The organism is Streptomyces sp. AC512_CC834 (genome assembly GCF_019049325.1).
Lineage (GTDB): Bacteria > Actinomycetota > Actinomycetes > Streptomycetales > Streptomycetaceae > Streptomyces.
Map to the genome: position 1 here is coordinate 59,712 of NZ_JAGMUO010000032.1, position 20,596 is coordinate 80,307.

A 20,596-nucleotide genomic window follows, 5' to 3' on the forward strand; every position below is an offset into this window, starting at 1 on the left:
AGTTTCTGGCCATGCCACGTGGACGTCACCGCCATTCCCCGCCTCTGCACAGGCTGCTTCCTCCGTCGGCGATCGCAGGCGTCTCCGTCGTCTGCGCCCTCGGCCCCTGGGTGTTCAGCGAGACCACGATCCTTCGCGTGCTGGCCTCGGCCGCCGCGGTGACGGCCGTCGTCGGCGCGGTCGTCATGCGGCACTGGGACGCGCAGGCGGGCAGGCGCGTCGCCGACCTCACGCGCGTGCGGGCCAGTGACGAGTGGCGTTTCGAGGAACGGGTCGCCGAACTGGAGTCCGACCTGGAGGAGTCGCGCGAGCTGCGGCAGAAGCTGGAGCACCGGCTGCGGGCCAAGCGCACCGAGCTGGCGGGGCTGCGCAACGAGCACGCCTCGCTGCTGCGGCGCTACGCCACGGCGGAGACCGAGCGCGCCAGTGCGCTGGAGGGCCGCCGCCTGCTCGAGATAGAGGCCGCGCCGCAGGCGCCCGCGCTGCCGGCGGCACGACCGGCCCCGGCGCGGGAGTCGGAGGCCGAGGATGGCATCCCGGCCGCCGAGGACACCAACGACGACACCAGCGACGAGACGAGCGAGGTGACGGGCGAGGAGAGCGGGGACGCCGAAGAGGCTCCCGCGGTCTTCTCGCCCGAGGGGTCCCGGCTGTTCCTGCGCGCGAAGGCGGCACTGGGGCGCTTCGACGAGGACGCGCCGGCCCGTCCGGACGGTGACGACCGGGACGACGTCCGCGGCGCCTCCGACGACGACGGTGACGACGACGGGGACGGCGGCGGCAGGGGCGGCGGCGGTGAGAGCGCGGCCGAGGCCGAGGCGGCGCAGGAGGACGAGGCACAGGGGAAGCCCGAGGCGGCCGACGGACACGAGCGCACCGCCGCCGCCTCCCCGACGACGCAGTCCGGCGAGCGGCCCGCGCAGCCCACCCAGACCCACCAGCCGACCCGGCGGGCCGACGGCCACTTCACGGTGCCGACCGCGGTGGCCGTCGTACCGGCGGCTCCGGCACGGCGTCCGCCGGCCGAGGGCGGCTTCGACTTCTTCGGCACGAAGGTCCCCGGAGACGCGACGGCCGGGGCGGACGGGGCGGTCGCGTCCGACGCCCTGGAGACCGTCCAGAACGAGGACCTCGCCGACGTGGTCGGCCAGGAGGCGCTCGCCCTGCACAAGGCGGAGGCTGAGGCCTCCTTCAAGCCGGCCGGCGAGGAGTCCCGGGGTGTGGGCCAGGTGATCGACCTGACGGCCCACGACGAGACCGAGCAGATCGACGTACAGGGGCTCCGCAGCGCGGTGTCCTGACCACGGTCGGCACGGTCGGGGCGCTCTGGGCGGCGCGGTCGGCGGGGTGGCACAGGATCGGCAGGTCGGCAGGTCGGCAGGGTCGGTAGGGTCGGTGTGGCCGGCGCGGTTGGCGAGGGTGGCAGGTCGGTGCGGCCGGTGCGGTCGGCAGAGCCAGCGCGGTCGGTGCGGTCGGCAAGGTCGGTGCGGGTGGCGGGGGGCTGGGCTCAGGACATCCATCGGTCCGGCAGTGCGTCCCGGCGGCCGGTTCGGGACCGTTCCGCCTGGGCGCGCAGCAGCTTCGCCGCCTCGTCGGCGTCCCGCAGCCGCGCGGTCACCGTCTTGTTCGCCCCCGTGTCCACCCGTACGTCGGCCAGCCGCAGGGCCCGCTGCCAGGGGCCCTGGGTCAGGCGGACGCTCTGGACCTTGGCGTGCGGCACGAGTGCCAGGCTGCGGCGCAGCAGTCCGTACCGGGCGGCGAAGACCGTGTCGGTGACGGCGAGCCCGTAGCCGTGCCACCACAGCGGCCTGCACCGCGCCGCCCGCCGGGGCGGGCGCGACAGCACGGGCCCCGCGGGCACGCTCACCCCGGGCAGCACGCGCGCGACGACCGACTCGGCGATCTCGCGCGGGGCGACCGGCAGCAGTACGGAGTTCGACGACCCGGCCACGTCCAGCTCCACCCGCACCCAGCCGCGGCGCCGCCACAGCAGCGGTTCCACGATGCGCACGGTCTGCACCCGGCCGGGCGGCACCGTCTCGTGGGTGCGGTCCAGCAGCCCGTGGTCGATGCGGAGCCCGTCCTGGGACTCGGCGACCGTCCAGTCGTACTCCCCGACGAACCGGCCCGCGCTGCTCGCCCCCGCCGCGCCCACCAGCGGTACGGCGGTCGCCAGCACCGTCCACAGGTTGTGGGTGGCCAGCCACAGCAGCGTCGGTACGACGACGGCGGCCAGCAGCGTGCCCCAGGTCGCGCCGGTCAGCACCAGCGAGACGGCGAGGACGCCGGGCGGCACCCGCAGCAACTGCCGGGCGGGGGCCTCGCCGACCTCCTGCGCGGTCTCGGGCGCGAAACCGGCTGCCCGCGCGAGCAGCTCGGCCCGCAGCGCACGCGCCTCGTCGGCGCCCAGGAAGGCAAGTTCGTCCTTCTTGCCGGTGCCTATGACGTCGAGTTTGAGTTTGGCGACCCCCGCGACGCGGGCCAGCAGGGGCTGGGTGACGTCGATGGCCTGGATGCGTTCGAGGCGGATGTGCGCGGTGCGCCGGAAGAGCAGTCCGGTACGGATGCGCAGCTCGGTGTCGGTCACCGCGAAGTGGGTGAACCACCAGGTCAAGAAGCCGTACAGGGCGGCGGCCGGGATCAGCACGGCGAGGCCGATCAGCAGGTGGGTCGTGGTCAGCCGGGTGAGCTGGCGCTGCGCCTGGTCCGGATCGTGCACGGCCCACCCGACGAGGACGGCGACCGGCGCCCACGCCCGCCGCAACGGCGTGACGGGATGCAGCCGCCGTTCGACGACACCGTCCGGGAGCGGGGGCGTGCGGTTCTTCGCCGCCCTCGTACCGCCCCCGGCCCCGCCCTCGGCCTCGGCCTCGGCTCCGGCCCCGCCCTCGGCCTCGGCTCCGGCCCCGGCCTCGGCCCCGGCCCCGGGCCCGGTCACAGCCCCGCCGATCGGGCCTCGCCCAGCTCGGTGAGCCGGTCGCGGAGGCGTTCCGCCTCGGCCGGGTCGAGGCCGGGGATGGTCGCGTCGGTCGCGGCGGCGGCCGTGTGCAGTTGCACGCTGGCCAGGCCGAAGTGCCGCTCGACCGGTCCGGAGGTCACCTCGACCAACTGCATGCGCCCGTACGGGACGACGGTCTCCTCCCGCCACAGCACACCCCGGCTGATCAGCAGGTCGTCGGCGCGCTCGGCGTACCGCCAGGAGCGCCAGTTGCGCTCCAGCATCACCCAGCCCCAGGCCGTCAGGGCCAGCGGCAGCGCCGCCAGGGCGGCCCAGAACGGGCCCAGGAACAGTCCGGGCAGCAGGCCCGCGGCGAGCGTCAGCAGCCCCAGCCACACCACCAGCAACAGTCGCCGCAGGTGGAGCAGCCCCGGCGGCAGGCCGGTCCACACCGGCTCGTCCGGTGCCGCCCTCGTCGCCCCCGCCGTGCCCGGGTCGTCCGGGCTCCCCGTCTCCATGAGCCCAGCGTACGTAGGGGAGACTGTGTCCATGACTCCCACGACGGAGACCACGGTCGGTATCGGCGGTGCCGCGGAGAGCACCGACATGGTGCTCAACATCGGACCCCAGCACCCGTCCACACACGGCGTGCTGCGCCTCAAGCTGGTCCTGGACGGCGAGCGCATCACGAGTGCGGAGCCCGTGATCGGCTACATGCACCGCGGCGCGGAGAAGCTGTTCGAGGTCCGTGACTACCGTCAGATCATCGTGCTCGCCAACCGCCACGACTGGCTGTCGGCGTTCTCCAACGAGCTGGGCGTGGTCCTCGCCGTAGAGCGGATGCTCGGCATGGAGGTGCCCACGCGCGCGGTGTGGACGCGCACGCTCCTCGCGGAGCTGAACCGTGTCCTCAACCACCTGATGTTCCTGGGCTCGTACCCGCTGGAGCTGGGCGGCATCACCCCGGTCTTCTACGCCTTCAGGGAGCGGGAGGTCCTCCAGAACGTCATGGAGGAGGTCTCCGGCGGGCGCATGCACTACATGTTCAACCGCGTCGGCGGCCTCAAGGAGGACCTGCCCGCGGGCTGGACCACCCGCGCGCGTGCCGCCGTCGCCGCCGTGCGCCCGCGCATGGACGTCTTCGACGACCTGGTGCTCGGCAACGAGATCTTCCGGGGCCGTACGCGCGGCGTGGGCGCCCTGTCCCCGGAGGCCGTGCACGCCTACGGCGTCAGCGGTCCGATCGCGCGTGCCTCCGGCGTCGACTTCGACCTGCGCCGCGACGAGCCGTACCTCGCCTACGGCGAACTCCAGGACACCCTGAAGGTCGTCACCCGGACCGAGGGCGACTGCCTGGCCCGCTTCGAGGTTCTCCTGGAGCAGACCCACAACGCCCTCGACCTCGCCGACGCCTGCCTGGACCGCCTGGCCGGGCTGGAGACCGGACCGGTCAACCAGCGGCTCCCGAAGGTGCTGAAGGCGCCCGAGGGCCACACGTACGCCTGGACCGAGAACCCGCTCGGCATCAACGGCTACTACCTGGTCAGCAAGGGCGAGAAGACCCCCTACCGGCTGAAGCTGCGCTCGGCCTCGTACAACAACATCCAGGCGCTGGCGGTACTGCTGCCCGGGACGCTGGTCGCGGACATGGTGGCGATCCTGGGGTCACTGTTCTTCGTGGTCGGGGACATCGACAAGTAGCGCGGCGGCGTCGAGGGGCCCCACCGGCTGGAGCAGCCACACGAAGTCCCCCAGCCCGCCCAGACCTCCTGGACCTCCCAGACCGCCGAGCCGGCCCAGACCGCCGGTGCCGGTCAATTCGGCGGCCTCGGAGGCGCTCGCGAGGGCGCGCACGTACGCCGCTGGGTCGCTGGAGGCCAGCGCGAGCGGGGGGCGTGTGCCCGTGACGCCGAGGGCGTGCAGGGCCTCGCGCTGGGAGCGCATGAGCGCATCGGGGGGCGTGCACTCCGGAGCGCACCTCGATGCGTGGGCCGCCGCGCACGCGTCCAGCGCGACGTGGGCGGTGAGGTCGCACGACCCGTCCGGCACCGGCGGGGTCTCCCGCCCCTCCCGGAAGCCGGTGAGCGTCCCGAACGGGGGGCGGGCGGCCACGGTGTGCGCGTAGTCGGCCGCCACCGCGAGACCGCCGTCCAGGGCCGCCACGGCGGACGCCCAGGCCTCGTCGCGGGGCAGCCCGATCTCCGCCCGCAGCCCCTCCTCCCCGGGCAGCGGCCACCACCGGGCCAGCCACCCGGCCTCCGCCCCGGCCACCGGCTCCCCGAGCCGCTCGGCCCCGTCGCCCCGGACGAGCACCCGCCGTGCCACGCCCGCGGAGTCCACCTCCGCCACCTCCACCGGTACGTTGTCCAGCCACTCGTTGGCGAACAGCAGCCCGGTGACGCCGTCCGGCGGCTCGCGGAGCCACTGGATCCGTCCGTCCAGCCCCTCCGGGCGACGGGCGACCTCGACGGCGTATGCGCGCGTGCGGGCGGCCACGTCGGCGGGCAGGGCGGCCAGCACCCCGGTGACCAGCTCGCCCCGCCCGGCCGCCATGTCCACGAAGTCCAGCGACGCTGGCCGCCCCAGCGCCCGGTCGACCCGGCACAGCAGCCGCGCCACGGCCCCGGCGAACAGCGGCGAGGCGTGCACGGACGTGCGGAAATGCCCGGCCGGCCCCGCGGAGCCCACGCGGTAGAAACCCTCCGGTCCGTAGAGAGCCTCCCGCGTGGCCTCCCGCCAGCCCCGCCATTCCCCATGCGTCTCAGGAGTCCCTCTGAGCCCTGCCGTCCCTGGTGTCACAGGCCCAGGCTAGGACAGGTCCCAGGGGGCACGGATGTGCACAGAAGATCGGAGCCTCCACCTTGCGGAGTATGCGCGGGCGATACGGATCGGCCCTCCGGTTGACCCCTGCACCTATTCCGCTTCCCTACGCTGGGTTACGTGCAGCGCCTCTACGATTTCCTCCGCAGACACCCGACCGGGGTCGACTCCTTCTGGGCCCTCGTCGTGCTCGGAATTTCCCTGGTCTCTGCCGCGACCCCGGGGACGCGAGCGGACGGGACGGACAGCCTGGCGCTGATCCTGCCCTTCGTGGTGCTGCTCAGTGTCGTGATCGCGCTGCGCCAGCGGACGCCGGAGCGGATGCTGCTGCTCGCCGTCGCGCTCGGCGTGGGGCAACTGGCGCTCGACGTCTCGACGATGCCCGCCGACTTCGCCTTCCTGGTGATCATCTACACCGTCGCCGCGACCGGCGCCCGCTGGGCGTCCCGGACCGCGCTGGCCACCGGCCTGTGCGCGGCACCCCTCGCCTCGTTGCGCTGGTCCGACAGCGAGCTGGGCATAGGGACCACCGTCGCCGTGACGGTCTTCCAAACCGTGCCGTTCGCCCTCGCCTGGGTGCTCGGCGACTCCATCCGCACCCGCCGCGCCTACTTCGCGCAACTGGAGGAGCGGGCCGCCCGGCTGGAGAAGGAGCGCGAGGCGCAGGCCAAGGTCGCGGTCGCCGCCGAGCGCGCCCGGATCGCGCGCGAACTGCACGACGTCGTCGCGCACAACGTCTCCGTCATGGTGGTGCAGGCCGACGGCGCCGCCTATGTCCTGGACGCGGCCCCCGACCAGGCGAAGAAGGCCCTGGAGACCATCTCCTCCACCGGCCGCCAGGCCCTCGCGGAGATGCGCCGCCTGCTCGGCGTGCTGCGCACCGGCGAGCACAAGGAGGCCGGGGAGTACGTCCCGCAGCCCGACGTCGAGCAGATCGAGGACCTCGTCGAGCAGTGCCGCACCTCCGGGCTGCCCGTCGACTTCAAGGTCGAGGGCACCCCACGGCAACTGCCCAGCGGCGTGGAGCTGACCGCGTACCGCATCGTGCAGGAGGCGCTGACCAACACCCGCAAGCACGGCGGCGAGAACGCGGGCGCGAGCGTGCGCCTGGTCTACTTCGACGACGGTCTCGGGCTGCTCATCGAGGACGACGGCAAGGGCGCCCCGCACGAGCTGTACGAGGAGGGCGGCTTCGACGGCCAGGGTCACGGCCTGATCGGCATGCGCGAGCGGATCGGCATGGTCGGCGGAACCCTGGACGCGGGCCCGCGTCCGGGCGGAGGATTCCGCATCAGTGCGCTGCTGCCGCTGAAGCCCGCACACTGATCACCGCGCCCGTACGCATGTACCGCATTGACACCTGTAAGGCAACGGAAGAAGAGGCCCGATGGCGATCCGCGTGATGCTCGTCGACGACCAGGTGCTGCTGCGCACCGGGTTCCGGATGGTGCTGGCGGCCCAGCCGGACATGGAGGTCGTCGCGGAGGCGGGGGACGGCGTCGAGGCCCTCCAGGTGCTGCGCTCGACCACCGTGGACGTCGTCCTCATGGACGTCCGCATGCCCAAGCTCGACGGCGTCGAGACCACCAGCCGGATCTGCGTCGACCCGAACGCGCCGAAGGTGCTGATCCTGACCACCTTCGACCTCGACGAGTACGCCTTCTCGGGACTCAAGGCGGGCGCCTCCGGCTTCATGCTCAAGGACGTGCCGCCCGGCGAGCTGCTCGCCGCGATCCGCTCCGTGCACAGCGGCGACGCGGTGGTCGCCCCCTCGACCACGCGCCGGCTCCTGGACCGCTTCGCGCCGATGCTGCCGGCCACCGGCCAGGAGCCCCGGCACAAGGAGCTCCAGCGGCTCACCGAGCGGGAGCGCGAGGTGATGGTGCTGGTGGCGCAGGGCATGTCCAACAAGGAGATCGCGGCGCGGCTCGTGCTGTCCGAGGCGACCGTGAAGACGCACGTGGGCCGCATCCTGACCAAGCTGGGCCTGCGCGACCGCGTGCAGGTGGTGGTCCTGGCCTACGAGACCGGGCTGGTGCGGGCCGGCGGCGGACCCGGCTGACGAGACGCACGGGGCTGACGGGACGCATGGGGCTGACGGGGCTCCGTGGCGCAGGGCAATACCGCTAGCGCAGGATCCCCTCCAGGAAGTCGCTGCCCAGCCGGGCCACCACCGTGACGTCCAACTGGTGCAGGACGTACCGCCCGCGGCGGCGGGTGGTGATCAGCCCGGCCTTCTTCAGTACGCCCAGGTGCCGGGATATCTCGGGGGCCGTCATGCCGTGCACCTGCGCCAGCTCGCCCGTGGTGTACGCGCTGCGGGCCAGATACCGGCAGATCCGCATCCGGACCGGGTGGGACAGCGCGGTCATCCGCATCGTGAGCTGCTCGACCGAGGGCGGTGACACCAGCTCGGGGGAGCCGACCGGGTAGTGCAGCACCGGCTGCCAGCCGTGCCGGTGCAGGACCATCAGGTGCGGCCAGCCCAGGCTGGTCGGGACGAGCAGGAGGCCGCCGTCCGCCGTCGCCGAACGGCCGGCGCCCAGCTTGTCGACCGTGAGCCGCGCGGCGCCCTCGTCCAGCGTCACCGCCGGGGACACGGCGGCCAGCGCCTCCGCGAGGCCCTTGTGGCGCAGCAGGTCCGTCTTGTGGCGGGCGTCCGCCGCGAGCTGGTGGCGCAGCCGGGACCAGGTCTCCGCGAAGAACGCCTCGTCGCAGTCCCGCGCGAACTGCCGCAGCCAGTCCCGGATCCGCGGCGGGTCGGCCAGCAGCCGCTCGCTGAACCGCAGTTGCTGTGGCCCCCGCGCGGCGGCCAGGTCCAGCGCGCGCCGGCGCACCTCGGGGTCGTCGAGCGCCGAGACCCCACCGGTGCTGTAGGGCAGCGCGCAGGTGAACTCCAGGGCCGCGTCGACGAACTGCTCGTCGGACAGCTTGTCGAGCAGGTCCAGGTCGTCGGCGAGGGTGGCGCCGGGCAGGGTGCTGCGGCCGGGCACGCCGGCGAACGGCATGAACAGGTCCGAGAAGGTCGTCCGCCACAGGAAGTCGGCCTCGCACATCCGGTCGGCCAGATGCGAGTCGAGCCGGGCGGTCACGCCCGTCGCCCAGCCCTGGAGGCCCGGGTGGTGCCCCGGCTCGGACAGCGCGTGCAGCGCCATGCCCAGCTCGGCCAGGGGTGAGGGCACGACCGCGATCCTCTCCGGCCGCAGCCCCGCGATGTCGATGCGCACGCTCATGTCCCCATGGTGCACGCCGCCACCGACAACGCCGCCGCCGATTGACCGCCGCCGTCAATCGGCGCGACCGCGCGGCGCGGACCGGAGCAGTCTGGGGTCATCGGGCAGCCGCGGAGCCCGATCTCAGCCACAGACCTTCCTGTCTCCACGAGAGGCGATCCGCCATGAGCATCACGCAGCAGTACCTCTTCGACACCTACCGTGCCCGGCAGCTCGGCGAGCCCCTGCCTCCGGCGCCCGGCACCCACGACCGGCGGGTCGTGCGCGAGTGGCAGGACCGCCGCCGGTTCCGGGCGGTGCTCGCAGGCCGCCCCGCGCACGGCCGCGTGCGGCGGGCCCTGCGCCGGTGGTGGTCCCGGTGGCCGCGCGCCCTGGGCTGACCCGGACGCCCCGCGCGCGTCCGGGTCAGGCCTTCAGCCGGGCCGCGAAGTCGACGGCCGCCGCCCTCACGTCGTCGGCCGTCCACTCCAGGCCCGCCGCCTCCACACCGACCTCGGTGAGGGCGATCCCCGGGCCGCCCTCGTCCCAGGGGCGGGAGAAGAGCAACGTCCCGGTCTCCTCGCCCTGCCGGAGCGCGGCCTCGCCCGCCGCGTCGGGGTCGCAGGGCAGCCAGACCTGGAACTCGTGCGTGTGCGGCACCTCCGGGTGCACCCGAGCCCACGGCAGCCCGGCCTCCGCGAAGCCCTCGCGCAGCGCGGCGGCGACCACGCGCGCGTGGGCCACGTACTCCGGGAGCCGGGGCAGTTCGCGTTCCAGACCGGCCAGCGCGGACAGCACCGTGGGGAACTGCTGGAAAAGCTGGCCGCCGTACCGGTGCCGCCAGGCCTTCGCCTCCTCGACCAGCGTCCGGGGACCCGCCAGGGCAGCGCCGCCGTAGCCCTTGAGGGACTTGTAGAACGAGACGTACACGCTGTCCGCCAGGCCGGCGATCTCGGGCAGGGGGCGGTCGAAGTGGACGGTGCACTCCCACAGCCGGGCACCGTCCAAGTGCACCACCGCGTCGCGCTCCCGGGCGGCCTCGACGACCTCGGTGAGTTCCTCCCAGGTGGGCAGCAGATAACCGGCCTCCCTGAGTGGCAGCTCCAGCATCAGCGCCCCGAACGGCTCTTCGAAGTCGCGCACCTCGTCGGCGGTCGGCAACCGGGGCTCACTGGTCACCCGTACCGGGCGCAACCCACTGACCAGGCTGAAGGCGTCGCGCTCGTGCATCTCGGGATGACTGAGCCCGTGCAGTGCGACGACCGGGCTGCCGGTGCGGCCCGCCCAGCAGCGCAGGGCCACCTGCTGGGCCATGGTGCCGGTCGGGAAGAAGGCGGCGGCCTCAGTGCCGAGCAGGGCGGCGGTCCTCTCCTCCAGGGCCTCCACGATGCCGTTGCCGTACATGTCGGACGGCGCGTCGAGGTCGTACAGCTCGTCGGCCCCCTCCAGCAGGGCGATGCGCTCCCGCAGGGTCGTGATGAAGCCCGGACGGGCGAGCACGCGCCGCGCGTCGCGGTGGACGGCCACGCGTCGCTCACGCTGCCGCTTGTGCCGCTGCTCCACCTGCTGCTCCGCCTGCTGTTCCGCCTGTGCCGCCGTATCGCTCATGCCGGGATCATGCCGCGCGGACCGCCCGCCGGGCACCCGGGTTTCCCACTGGTGTGCACCTCCGTCGCACGGAAACCCACAGCCTGTGGACAGCCGGACGCCGTCCGAACCAATCGCGTTAACATGACGAGAAATCGTCCGGTACCCCGAGCGGACTGGAACGGGAAGGCCGCCGTCGCGTGAACACAACCCCACAGCCAGATCCCAAGGACCGCCCCGCGCGGCTCACCGTAGGCGTTGTCGGCGCCGGGCGCGTGGGCCCCGCGCTGGCCGCGTCCCTGCAACTCGCCGGGCACCGCCCGGTGGCCGTCTCCGGGGTCTCCGACGCCTCCAGGCGCCGCGCCGCGGCCCTGCTCCCCGGCGTGCCGCTCATGCCGCCCGCCGAGGTCCTGCGCCATGCCGAGCTGGTCCTGCTGACCGTTCCCGACGACGCCCTGCCCGGCCTGGTGACCGGGCTCGCCGAGACCGGGGCGGTGCGTCCGGGCCAGTTGCTGGCGCACACCTCCGGGCGGTACGGCGCGAGGGTCCTGGACCCCGCGCTGCGCGCCGGCGCCCTGCCGCTGGCCCTGCACCCGGCGATGACCTTCACAGGCACCCCGGTGGACGTCCAGCGCCTGGCCGGCTGCTCCTTCGGCGTCACCGCGCCCGAAGAGCTGCGGATGGCGGCGGAGGCCCTGGTCATCGAGATGGGCGGCGAGCCGGAGTGGATCGCCGAGGACAAGCGCCCGCTGTACCACGCCGCGCTCGCCCTGGGGGCCAACCACCTGATCACCCTGGTCGCCCAGTCCATGGAGCTGCTGCGCACGGCCGGCGTGGAGGCCCCCGACCGGATGCTCGGCCCGCTGCTGGGCGCCTCCCTCGACAACGCCCTGCGCTCTGGTGACGCGGCCCTCACCGGCCCCGTCGCGCGCGGGGACGCGGGCACGGTCGCCGCGCACATCGTGGAGCTGCGCGCACACGCCCCGCAGGCCGTCGCCGGCTACCTGGCGATGGCCCGCGCGACCGCCGACCGGGCACTGGACCACGGGCTCCTGAAGGCCGAACTCGCCGAGGACCTGCTCGGGGTACTCGCCAACGGAACCGCGATCACGCCCGACACGACCGGCGGCACGGGGACCCCTGGCAGTGCGGAGAGCTCTGGCAGCGCGGGCGCTCCCGACGGCACGGGGGACCCCGGCGGCGCGGGCAGCCCTGGCGGCACGGGGGCCCCTGGCGGCGCGGACGCCTCTGGCGGCACGGGGGCCCCCGGCAACACCGGCAACACCGGCAACACCGACAGCACCGGCAGCGCGGGCAGCGCGGGCAGCCCTGGCGGCGCGGGGACCCCCGGCAGCCCGGGCACCCCTGGCGGCACTGGTACCCCTGGCGGCACGGGGGCCCCTGGCAGCCCTGGCAGCTCCGGCGGCGCGGGCAGCCCTGGCGGCGCGGGGACTCCCGGCAGCACCGGGACCCCCGGCAGTGCGACCTCTGGCGGCACGGGCACGCCCGGCAACACGGGCACGCCCGGCAACACAGGCACGCCTGGCGGCGCGGGCACGCCCGGCAGCACCGGGACCCCCGGCAGTGCGGGGACCTCTGGCGGCACGGGCACGCCTGGCAACACAGGCACGCCTGGCAGCGCGGGGCCCCCTGGCGGCACCGGCACCCCCGGCAGCGCGGACAGCCCTGGCGGCACCGGCACCCCCGGCGGCACGGGGACCCCCGGCAACGCCGGCACCGAAGAGGACCCGGGCACCGACGGAGCCGAGGGAGATGCTCGATGACCACCTCCACGCCTGTCCTCCTGCGTACCGCCGACGAGCTGCACGCGCGCGTGCGTCGCGGTCGTCGGGCCGTCGTGATGACCATGGGCGCCCTGCACGAGGGCCACGCCACCCTGATCCGCACGGCGCGCGCTCTGGCGGGCCCGGGCGGCGAGGTCGTCGTCACCGTCTTCGTCAACCCGCTGCAGTTCGGCGCCGGCGAGGATCTCGACCGCTACCCGCGCACCCTGGACGCCGACCTGGGGATCGCCGGCGAGGCGGGCGCCGACGCCGTCTTCGCGCCCTCCGCCGACGAGGTCTACCCGGGCGGCGAGCCCCAGGTGCGCATCACGGCCGGCCCCATGGGCGCACGCCTGGAGGGCGCCTCCCGCCCCGGCCACTTCGACGGCATGCTCGTCGTCGTCGCCAAGATGCTCCACCTCACCCGCCCGGACCTCGCCCTCTTCGGCCAGAAGGACGCGCAGCAGCTCGCGCTGGTCCGCCGCATGGTCCGCGACCTGAACTTCGGCGTGGAGATCATCGGCGTCCCCACCATGCGCGAGGAGGACGGCCTGGCCCTGTCCAGCCGCAACCGCTACCTCTCGACGCGGGAACGCCGTACCGCCCTCGCGCTCTCGCAGGCGCTCTTCGCCGGCCTGGACCGGCACGCGGCGCAGGAGGCGCTGTGCGCGCGGGCCCGCGAAGTGCCGGCCACCCAGGCACGCGCCGAGGCCCTCAGCGCCCTGGGCGAGTCCCGCGCGGCGGCCGACGCCCACGCCGTCGCCACGTCCGTCCCGGGCAGTGCCACGGCCGTCCGGGCCGCCGCCCGCCTGGTGCTGGACGACGCCACCCGCGCCGATCCGCCGCTGGAGCTGGACTACCTCGCCCTGGTCGACCCGTCCGACTTCACCGAGATCGGCGACGACCACACCGGCGATGCCGTCCTCGCCGTCGCCGCCCGGGTCGGCGCCACCCGGCTGATCGACAACGTCCCCCTGACCTTCGGAACCCTCGGAACCCTCGGAGCCGCCTCGTGACCAGCACAGGCATACGACTGCACGCCCCCGCGCCCGGCTGGGCCCTCGCCGCGGACGTGGTCGTCGTCGGCTCCGGCGTCGCGGGCCTCACCGCGGCCCTGCGCTGCGAGGCCGCGGGCCTGCGGACGGTCGTCGTCACCAAGGCCCGCCTCGACGACGGCTCCACCCGCTGGGCGCAGGGCGGCATCGCCGCGGCACTCGGCGAGGGCGACACCCCCGAGCAGCACCTGGACGACACCCTGGTCGCCGGCGCGGGCCTGTGCGACGAGGAAGCGGTCCGCATCCTGGTCACCGAGGGCCCCGACGCCGTACGCCGCCTCATCGCGACCGGCGCGCACTTCGACGAGTCCACCGAGGGCGGCCTGGCCCTCACCCGCGAGGGCGGCCACCACCGCCGCCGCATCGCCCACGCGGGCGGCGACGCCACGGGCGCGGAGATCTCCCGCGCCCTGGTGGAGGCGGTACGCGCGCGTGGCGTCCGCACCGTCGAGAACGCCCTGGTCCTCGACCTCCTCACGGACGCCGAGGGCCGCACCGCCGGCGTCACCCTGCACGTCATGGGCGAGGGCCAGCACGACGGCGTAGGGGCCGTACACGCCCCCGCGGTGGTCCTGGCGACCGGCGGCATGGGCCAGGTCTTCTCGGCGACGACGAACCCCTCCGTCTCGACCGGCGACGGCGTCGCACTCGCCCTGCGCGCGGGCGCCGAGGTGAGCGACCTCGAGTTCGTGCAGTTCCACCCCACGGTCCTGTTCCTGGGTCCGGACGCCGAGGGCCAGCAGCCGCTGGTCTCCGAGGCGGTACGCGGCGAGGGCGCCCACCTGGTGGACGCGGACGGCGTGCGCTTCATGCTGGGACAGCACGAACTGGCCGAACTGGCCCCCCGCGACATCGTCGCCAAGGGCATCACGCGCCGCATGCAGGAAAAGGGCGCCCAGCACATGTACCTGGACGCCCGCCACTTCGGCGCGGCGATGTGGGAGCGGCGCTTCCCCACGATCCTCGCCGCCTGCCGCACGCACGGCATCGACCCGGTCACCGAGCCGGTCCCCGTCGCCCCGGCCGCCCACTACGCCTCCGGGGGCGTCCGCACCGACCCCCACGGCCGTACGACGGTCCCCGGCCTGTACGCGTGCGGCGAGGTCGCCTGCACGGGCGTGCACGGCGCCAACCGCCTGGCCTCCAACTCCCTCCTCGAGGGCCTGGTCTACGCCGAACGCATCGCGGCAGACGTCGCCGCAGATGTCGCGCCGGGCCACGCGGACGACACCCTCCACACCCTCCACGCGCGCGTGCCCGCCCCCCTCCCGCGCCCGGCCCATCCGGCGCACCCGCTCCTCCCGCCCGAGGCCCGCCTAACGATTCAGCGGATCATGACCGAGGGCGCGGGCGTCCTGCGCTCCGCCGAGTCCCTCACCCGGGCGGCCGACCGACTGCACCGCCTGCACACCGAGGCCCGCGAGGCCCTGCACGAGCACGGCAAGACGTCCGAGCCGGGCGTCGACACCTGGGAGGCCACCAACCTCCTGTGCGTGGCCCGCGTCCTGGTGGCCGCGGCGGCACGGCGCGAGGAGACCCGCGGCTGCCACTGGCGCGAGGACCGCGCGGACCGCGACGACACGACGTGGCGCCGCCACATCGTCGTACGGCTGAACCCGGACCGGACCCTCGCCGTGCACACCACGGACACGCCAGAATTCCCCCCGACCGTCCACGGCGCCCAGCCGACGCACCGTCCCCAGGAGCAGTGACAGCAGTGAACCCCTCCGGCCCCTCGGACCCCTCCGACCGCTCCGAACTTCCCCTCGCCTCCGGCGGAGGCTGCGGCGACGGCTGCGCCTGCGGCGCGGAAACCGAAGCGGAAACCGAAGAAGACACCTACATGGAGTGCGGCCTCGACCCCGCGCTCGCGGCACTCCTCCTGGACACCGGGCTCGACCCGGTGGAGGTCGAGGACATCGCGAACGTCGCCATCCAGGAGGACCTGGCGGGCGGCGTGGACGTGACGACGGTCGCGACCATCCCCGAGGACGCGGTGGCCACGGCCGACTTCACCGCACGCGAGGCGGGCACGGTGGCCGGTCTCAGGGTCGCCGAGGCGGTGCTGTCGATCGTCTGCACGGACGAGTTCGAGGTGGAGCGCCACGTCGAGGACGGCGACCGCGTGGAGGCCGGCCAGAAGCTCCTCTCCGTGACCACCCGCACCCGCGACATCCTCACCGCCGAACGCAGCGCGCTGAACCTCCTGTGCCGCATGTCGGGCATCGCGACGGCCACGCGCGCGTGGGCGGACGTCCTGGACGGCACGAAGGCCAAGGTCCGCGACACCCGCAAGACGACGCCCGGCCTGCGCAGCCTGGAGAAGTTCGCGGTCCGCTGCGGCGGCGGCGTCAACCACCGCATGTCCCTCTCGGACGCGGCGCTGGTGAAGGACAACCACGTGGTGGCCGCCGGCGGCGTGGCAGCGGCCTTCCAGGCCGTGCGCGAACACTTCCCCGACGTGCCCATCGAGGTCGAGGTCGACACCCTGCACCAGCTTCGCGAGGTGGTGGACGCGGGCGCCGACCTGATCCTGGTGGACAACTTCACGCCCCAGGAGTGCGAGGAGGCGGTGGCCCTCGTCGCGGGCCGCGCCGCGCTGGAGGCCTCGGGCCGCCTCACCCTCGTCAGCGCCAAGGCGTACGCCGACACGGGCGTCGACTACCTGGCCGTGGGGGCCCTCACCCACAGCTCCCCCATCCTGGACATCGGGCTCGACCTGCGAGCGGCGGAGTAGAACCCATGCTGCTGACGATCGACGTAGGCAACACGCACACCGTCCTGGGCCTCTTCGACGGCGAGGACATCGTCGAGCACTGGCGCATCTCCACGGACTCGCGCCGTACGGCCGACGAGCTGGCGGTCCTCCTCCAGGGCCTGATGGGCATGCACCCGCTCCTCGGCGACGAGCTGGGCGACGGCATCGACGGCATCGCCATCTGCGCGACGGTCCCCTCGGTGCTGCACGAGCTGCGCGAGGTGACCCGCCGCTACTACGGCGACGTCCCCGCGGTCCTGGTCGAACCGGGCGTCAAGACGGGCGTCCCGATCCTCACCGACCACCCCAAGGAGGTCGGCGCCGACCGCATCATCAACGCGGTCGCCGCGGTGGAGCTGTACGGCGGTCCGGCGATCGTCGTGGACTTCGGCACGGCGACGACGTTCGACGCGGTCAGCGCGCGCGGGGAGTACATCGGCGGCGTCATCGCCCCCGGCATCGAGATCTCGGTCGAGGCGCTCGGCGTCAAGGGCGCCCAGCTCCGCAAGATCGAGGTGGCCAGGCCGCGCAGCGTGATCGGCAAGAACACGGTCGAGGCGATGCAGTCCGGCATCGTGTACGGCTTCGCCGGCCAGGTCGACGGGGTCGTCAACCGCATGGCCCGCGAACTGGCCACCGACCCCGACGACGTCACGGTCATCGCGACGGGCGGGCTCGCGCCGATGGTGCTGGGCGAGTCCTCGGTCATCGACGAACACGAGCCGTGGCTGACGCTGATCGGACTCCGCCTGGTCTACGAACGCAACGTGTCCCGCATGTAGCGAGGTCGCCCCGGACCGGCGTTTCCCGGGTGGCCCGGCGTGGGGGCGGGCAGGTGGGAGACGCGGCCCGGCGTGACGGGGTGCCGCTCTCTTCGGGACGCGTGCCGCCCCAGCGGCAAAGTCCCCACGCCACACCCGTCCCCTATGCCGAGTTTGTCTGATTAGCGCGTATCGTCGCCGCATGCCCACGCCCTACGGACCCCGCGGCGGCATGGCGTTCGGTGCTCAGGAGCTGCGCGTGCTCCGGCGAGCCCTCGCCCTCGCCCTGAACCCCAGCCCCGTCTCGGCCCAGGAGGCCCAGGACTGCCTTCGCCTCGCAGAGTCGCTCGACGAGGCGATGCGGGAGAGTGCCCGGCTGCGCGCCTTCCTGGTTGCCGACCTCGCCCGGTACCGCGCCGCCCTCCCCGGCACCGTCACCGGCTACCTCGCGCTCCTGGAAGAGGCACTGGGCGCCGGCCACCGCCCCGGCGCGGACGACCTCGCCGCCCTGGGCGCCCTGCGCGGCAACCCCGCCGCAGCCGCCCTCCTGGCCCGCTGCGCCCCCGGAACGTCCACGACGTCCACCACGGCCACCGTCACCGTCCCCGCCGCACGCACCCGCCTCCACGCCCTCCCCGGTGGCCGGCGGTCCGACAAGGATCCCGCGCAGAAACCCGCCCAGAAGCCGGCCCCGCACCCCGCACCGGCCTCCCCCAAGCGCCCCGTCCCCACCCCGGGCGAGGTCTTCCCGCGCCGCAAGCCGGCGGCCCCGCCCGCTCCGCCCGCCCCGCCCGCCCCCGGCTCCCGGCACCACCTCGCCGCCGGCTGACGACGCCTGGCTACCCTGGTTCCATGGACTACGTCTCCGCGCTCGTGCCCCCGGCCGTCATGGCCGTGTTCTTCATCGGCCTGATCAGGGTGATCGTGAAGACCCAGGGCGGCGCCAACAAGGCCAAGGAGGACGCGGTCGTCGACGCCGCCCTCGCGCGGGCGGAGGGCGCCCGGCAGGCGTCCGCGCGCCCCGAGGCCTGACGGCCCGGCGGCCTGGCGGCCCGACCGGGTCCGTCCCGGCGCACACCCCGCGTACGACTCCCGCATCCCGTATCCGTATCCCGCGCGGAGTCGTGCGCCCCTTTTGTGCCCGTTTGCCAGCAAAAGCGCACGTCCGGCACGCGATCGACCCCATCTCCCACTATCGTTCGAAGCGTGCCTCGCCCATTGGGAGAACTCGAAGACTCGGTCATGACGAGGGTGTGGAAGTGGAACCGCCCCGTGACCGTTCGAGAAGTCCTGGAAGACCTGCAACAGGAACGGTCCATCGCGTACACCACCGTGATGACCGTTTTGGACAATCTCCATCAGAAGGGCTGGGTGCGCCGCGAGTCGGAAGGCCGGGCCTATCGATATGAGGCGGTCTCCACTCGCGCCGCCTACGCCGCCGCCCTCATGAACGACGCCTGGTCCCAGAGCGACAACCCCGCCGCCGCCCTCATCGCCTTCTTCGGCATGATGAGCGAGGAACAGCGTCAGGCGCTCAGAGACGCCATCCGCATCGTGCAGGGGCCGGAAACCCCCGCGCCGGGCCCCGACGCCGTACCGGACGGCGGCGAGCGATAGCGTCCCCACATGTCAAATGCCATCAGCGTCCGGCGGGCCCGCACCAGGGATGTCCCGGACGTGCGCCGGCTCCTCGACACGTACGTCCGAGACCGCATCCTGCTCGACAAAGCGATGGTGACGCTTTACGAGAGCATCCAGGAGTTCTGGGTCGCGGAACGGGACGACAACGCCGAGGTGGTCGGCTGCGGCGCCCTGCACGTGATGTGGGAAGACCTCGCGGAAGTGCGGACTCTCGGGGTGAAGCCCGGCCTGAAGGGCGCGGGCGTCGGACATCAGTTGCTGGAGAAGTTGCTGGACACGGCCCGCTGGCTCGGTGTTCGCCGCGTTTTCTGTCTGACCTTCGAAGTGGACTTCTTCAGCAAGCACGGCTTCGTGGAGATCGGGGAGACGCCGGTCGACACCGATGTGTACGCGGAGCTGCTGCGTTCCTATGACGAGGGCGTTGCGGAGTTCCTGGGTCTCGAACGAGTGAAACCGAACACCTTGGGCAACAGTCGGATGCTTCTGCACCTGTGATCGGCCGCCAGCGGTGGCATCCGCGGGACCTCGCACTCCTTCGCCAGGTTTATTCCACCGACAGACCCTGCGCGGGTTCCCTATGTCCGAAACGCGCATGTTTCCGGCCCGGAGACGGACCGGAGACCGACTACCGGTCTCCGCCGAGGGTTTGTGTTTTTCCGGCAAAAGCGGTTTGCTTTCCGGCGTAGTGCAGTACTGCATATAACAAGGGACGGCGATACGGCGGATGCCGGCGGACCTCCGGCCCTCAAGTTATCGATGAAAGGAAATCCGGTGGCACAGAAGGTTCAGGTCCTTCTTGTCGATGACCTCGACGGTGGCGAGGCAGACGAGACCGTGACGTTCGCACTGGACGGCAAGACCTACGAGATCGACCTCACCACCGCCAACGCGGACAAGCTCCGTGGTCTTCTCGATCCGTATCTGAAGGGTGGCCGTCGTACCGGGGGCCGTGCCTCGGGTGGGCGCGGCAAGGCACGCGCCGCCTCCGGCGGCAGCCAGGACACCGCGGCGATCCGCGCCTGGGCGAAGGAGAACGGCCACGAGGTCAACGACCGCGGCCGTGTTCCCGCGAAGGTGCGCGAGGCGTACGAGCGGGCCAACGGCTGATCACCCGACCCGCGCCACGGGCCGAGTCCGCGCCATGGGCCGAGTCCGCGGTGGGCCGGTCGTGGTGAGCCGGACCCGGTGGCACTGCGTGGCCAGGGTGTGGACCAGCCGTGCGAGATCGAGAACGGTCCCGGCACCCCCAAGGGCCGACAGCGCCGGCAGCGAGGACTCGACCTCGCCTCCCGGCTCCGGGGGCCGCAGCCAGACGGCGGCCCCCCGCAGGCCGTCGCGGTCCGGGGGACGCGACGGCAGGCCGGCCGGGCCAAGGCCGGGCCCCGGGGCGAGGGGCGCGTCCATGAGGCCGCCCGCGCCGACGGCCGTCAGGTCGAGCGCCAGCGAGCCCCACTCCAGCCACTCCAGCAGCCCGGGCAGCTCCTCCGCGCCGCCCGCCGCCACGAGCAGCAGCATCCGCTCGCCGCGCACGGCCACCGGAAACTCCGGCCGGGGTGGTGGGACCGCTCCGCACCGCCCGGTCCACGGCACGGGCCGCCGGAGCCGCTCCAGTGCCGCGTGCCCGGCCTCGGCCGGGACGTCCAGGACGTCGAAGCGGACCCCGGTACGCAGCCGTACCGCATCCACCGGAGCCACCGCATCCACTGGAACCACCGCATCCCCGGGCATCGTCGGCCACCCGAGCACGCTCTCGTACCACCACCGCACCCGCCCCCACACCGGACCGCCGAGTTCAGCGGGCCGACGGGGCGACGGCACGACGGGGACCGCGGGGACCGCATCGGCGACGGGAGCCGCGGGAGCGGCGGGGACCGGGGGCAGGGCGCCAACCATGCCAAGTGCAACAGCCCGAAGAGGCCTCGGGTTACGCTGGGTGGTGTTACGAATGCGCAGAGTGCTGGAAAAAGGGGGCGTGCGGGGGTGCGGGGAGGCGCAAGGTTGTTCGCCCGTAGCGGAGGGAACCGATACGCGCGGCATGGA

At 73.7% G+C, this 20,596-nt stretch carries 20 protein-coding genes and 1 pseudogene; 15 read left to right on the top strand and 6 right to left on the bottom strand.

Translation table 11 applies throughout. The features are described from left to right. Positions 1-11 precede the first annotated feature (11 nt). Positions 12-1,301 (top strand): hypothetical protein, encoded by a 1,290-nt coding sequence (locus KUM40_RS12915; RefSeq protein ID WP_217165969.1) that lies wholly within the window; start codon positions 12-14, stop codon positions 1,299-1,301. Positions 1,302-1,507: 206 nt separating this feature from the next. Here KUM40_RS12915 and KUM40_RS12920 read toward each other — a convergent pair whose 3' ends face one another. Together KUM40_RS12920 and KUM40_RS12925 are read right to left on the bottom strand one after the other, a co-directional pair. Continuing rightward, positions 1,508-2,782, bottom strand: coding sequence for a PH domain-containing protein (locus KUM40_RS12920; protein WP_217166003.1), 1,275 nt, complete (start codon positions 2,780-2,782; stop codon positions 1,508-1,510). A 152-nt stretch (positions 2,783-2,934) separates the two neighbouring features. Beyond that, on the bottom strand, positions 2,935-3,456 hold the full coding sequence (locus KUM40_RS12925) for a PH domain-containing protein (protein ID WP_217165970.1): 522 nt from the start codon (positions 3,454-3,456) through the stop codon (positions 2,935-2,937). A 31-nt stretch (positions 3,457-3,487) separates the two neighbouring features. Between KUM40_RS12925 and KUM40_RS12930 the strand changes: the two genes are divergently transcribed. After that, positions 3,488-4,639 carry an NADH-quinone oxidoreductase subunit D gene (locus tag KUM40_RS12930; protein ID WP_217165971.1) on the top strand — a complete coding sequence of 384 codons (1,152 nt, stop codon included), beginning with the start codon at positions 3,488-3,490 and terminating at the stop codon, positions 4,637-4,639. Here the strand turns inward: KUM40_RS12930 and KUM40_RS12935 are convergent. Further along, complete coding sequence (locus KUM40_RS12935) at positions 4,604-5,737, bottom strand: SAM-dependent methyltransferase (RefSeq protein ID WP_217165972.1); 1,134 nt, start codon at positions 5,735-5,737, stop codon at positions 4,604-4,606. The two genes, KUM40_RS12930 and KUM40_RS12935, sit on opposite strands and share 36 nt — an antisense overlap. Before the next feature lie 141 nt (positions 5,738-5,878). On the opposite strand from KUM40_RS12935, the gene KUM40_RS12940 reads away from it, so the two are divergent. Continuing rightward, positions 5,879-7,084, top strand: coding sequence for a sensor histidine kinase (locus KUM40_RS12940; RefSeq protein WP_217165973.1), 1,206 nt, complete (start codon positions 5,879-5,881; stop codon positions 7,082-7,084). Between the two features lie 61 nt (positions 7,085-7,145). Beyond that, entirely contained in the window at positions 7,146-7,820 is a 675-nt protein-coding gene (locus KUM40_RS12945; RefSeq protein WP_217165974.1) for a response regulator transcription factor, read from the top strand. A 64-nt stretch (positions 7,821-7,884) separates the two neighbouring features. Here KUM40_RS12945 and KUM40_RS12950 read toward each other — a convergent pair whose 3' ends face one another. Next, positions 7,885-8,991, bottom strand: coding sequence for a DUF5937 family protein (locus tag KUM40_RS12950; protein WP_217165975.1), 1,107 nt, complete (start codon positions 8,989-8,991; stop codon positions 7,885-7,887). Positions 8,992-9,155: 164 nt separating this feature from the next. Between KUM40_RS12950 and KUM40_RS12955 the strand changes: the two genes are divergently transcribed. Then, entirely contained in the window at positions 9,156-9,371 is a 216-nt protein-coding gene (locus KUM40_RS12955) for a hypothetical protein (RefSeq protein WP_217165976.1), read from the top strand. A 25-nt stretch (positions 9,372-9,396) separates the two neighbouring features. Here the strand turns inward: KUM40_RS12955 and KUM40_RS12960 are convergent, their stop codons facing one another. Next, positions 9,397-10,578, bottom strand: a complete 1,182-nt coding sequence (locus tag KUM40_RS12960; protein WP_217165977.1) for a low specificity L-threonine aldolase — start codon at positions 10,576-10,578, stop codon at positions 9,397-9,399. 179 nt (positions 10,579-10,757) lie between these two features. Here KUM40_RS12960 and KUM40_RS12965 point away from each other — a divergent pair. The 10 genes and pseudogenes from KUM40_RS12965 to KUM40_RS13010 all read left to right on the top strand — a co-directional run. Further along, positions 10,758-11,702 (top strand): annotated as a pseudogene (locus KUM40_RS12965) (Rossmann-like and DUF2520 domain-containing protein); the annotation flags it as partial. 635 nt (positions 11,703-12,337) lie between these two features. Continuing rightward, positions 12,338-13,357, top strand: coding sequence for a pantoate--beta-alanine ligase (gene panC / locus KUM40_RS12970; protein ID WP_217165978.1), 1,020 nt, complete (start codon positions 12,338-12,340; stop codon positions 13,355-13,357). Beyond that, complete coding sequence (locus tag KUM40_RS12975) at positions 13,354-15,108, top strand: L-aspartate oxidase (protein WP_217165979.1); 1,755 nt, start codon at positions 13,354-13,356, stop codon at positions 15,106-15,108. The genes panC and KUM40_RS12975 overlap by 4 nt, the downstream gene beginning before the upstream one ends. Before the next feature lie 5 nt (positions 15,109-15,113). Further along, complete coding sequence (gene nadC / locus KUM40_RS12980; RefSeq protein ID WP_217166004.1) at positions 15,114-16,133, top strand: carboxylating nicotinate-nucleotide diphosphorylase; 1,020 nt, start codon at positions 15,114-15,116, stop codon at positions 16,131-16,133. 5 nt (positions 16,134-16,138) lie between these two features. Next, positions 16,139-16,936, top strand: a complete 798-nt coding sequence (locus tag KUM40_RS12985; protein ID WP_217165980.1) for a type III pantothenate kinase — start codon at positions 16,139-16,141, stop codon at positions 16,934-16,936. A gap of 181 nt (positions 16,937-17,117) precedes the next feature. After that, the gene (locus KUM40_RS12990) at positions 17,118-17,744 is read left to right on the top strand and encodes a hypothetical protein (protein WP_217165981.1); all 627 of its coding nucleotides are present in this window, start codon (positions 17,118-17,120) and stop codon (positions 17,742-17,744) included. 23 nt (positions 17,745-17,767) lie between these two features. After that, on the top strand, positions 17,768-17,947 hold the full coding sequence (locus KUM40_RS12995; protein ID WP_217165982.1) for a hypothetical protein: 180 nt from the start codon (positions 17,768-17,770) through the stop codon (positions 17,945-17,947). A gap of 186 nt (positions 17,948-18,133) precedes the next feature. Further along, positions 18,134-18,532, top strand: coding sequence for a BlaI/MecI/CopY family transcriptional regulator (locus KUM40_RS13000; RefSeq protein WP_217166005.1), 399 nt, complete (start codon positions 18,134-18,136; stop codon positions 18,530-18,532). 9 nt (positions 18,533-18,541) lie between these two features. Continuing rightward, a complete protein-coding gene (locus KUM40_RS13005) occupies positions 18,542-19,051 on the top strand; it encodes an amino-acid N-acetyltransferase (RefSeq protein ID WP_217165983.1) in 510 nt (169 codons plus the stop codon). 276 nt (positions 19,052-19,327) lie between these two features. Further along, the gene (locus tag KUM40_RS13010) at positions 19,328-19,663 is read left to right on the top strand and encodes an Lsr2 family protein (RefSeq protein WP_217165984.1); all 336 of its coding nucleotides are present in this window, start codon (positions 19,328-19,330) and stop codon (positions 19,661-19,663) included. On the opposite strand, the gene KUM40_RS13015 is transcribed toward KUM40_RS13010, so the two are convergent. After that, on the bottom strand, positions 19,664-20,449 hold the full coding sequence (locus KUM40_RS13015; protein ID WP_217165985.1) for an SCO3374 family protein: 786 nt from the start codon (positions 20,447-20,449) through the stop codon (positions 19,664-19,666). Positions 20,450-20,596 lie beyond the last annotated feature (147 nt).

Bases quoted from the DNA above. Each gene is read 5' to 3' on its own strand.
- KUM40_RS12915 (WP_217165969.1), top strand. From the start codon at position 12: ATGCCACGTGGACGTCACCGCCATTCCCCGCCTCTGCACAGGCTGCTT.
- KUM40_RS12925 (WP_217165970.1), bottom strand. From the start codon at position 3,456: ATGGAGACGGGGAGCCCGGACGACCCGGGCACGGCGGGGGCGACGAGG.
- KUM40_RS12930 (WP_217165971.1), top strand. From the start codon at position 3,488: ATGACTCCCACGACGGAGACCACGGTCGGTATCGGCGGTGCCGCGGAG.
- KUM40_RS12945 (WP_217165974.1), top strand. From the start codon at position 7,146: ATGGCGATCCGCGTGATGCTCGTCGACGACCAGGTGCTGCTGCGCACC.
- KUM40_RS12950 (WP_217165975.1), bottom strand. From the start codon at position 8,991: ATGAGCGTGCGCATCGACATCGCGGGGCTGCGGCCGGAGAGGATCGCG.
- KUM40_RS12955 (WP_217165976.1), top strand. From the start codon at position 9,156: ATGAGCATCACGCAGCAGTACCTCTTCGACACCTACCGTGCCCGGCAG.
- KUM40_RS12960 (WP_217165977.1), bottom strand. From the start codon at position 10,578: ATGAGCGATACGGCGGCACAGGCGGAACAGCAGGCGGAGCAGCAGGTG.
- panC (WP_217165978.1), top strand. From the start codon at position 12,338: ATGACCACCTCCACGCCTGTCCTCCTGCGTACCGCCGACGAGCTGCAC.
- KUM40_RS12985 (WP_217165980.1), top strand. From the start codon at position 16,139: ATGCTGCTGACGATCGACGTAGGCAACACGCACACCGTCCTGGGCCTC.
- KUM40_RS12990 (WP_217165981.1), top strand. From the start codon at position 17,118: ATGCCCACGCCCTACGGACCCCGCGGCGGCATGGCGTTCGGTGCTCAG.
- KUM40_RS12995 (WP_217165982.1), top strand. From the start codon at position 17,768: ATGGACTACGTCTCCGCGCTCGTGCCCCCGGCCGTCATGGCCGTGTTC.
- KUM40_RS13005 (WP_217165983.1), top strand. From the start codon at position 18,542: ATGTCAAATGCCATCAGCGTCCGGCGGGCCCGCACCAGGGATGTCCCG.
- KUM40_RS13015 (WP_217165985.1), bottom strand. From the start codon at position 20,449: ATGGTTGGCGCCCTGCCCCCGGTCCCCGCCGCTCCCGCGGCTCCCGTC.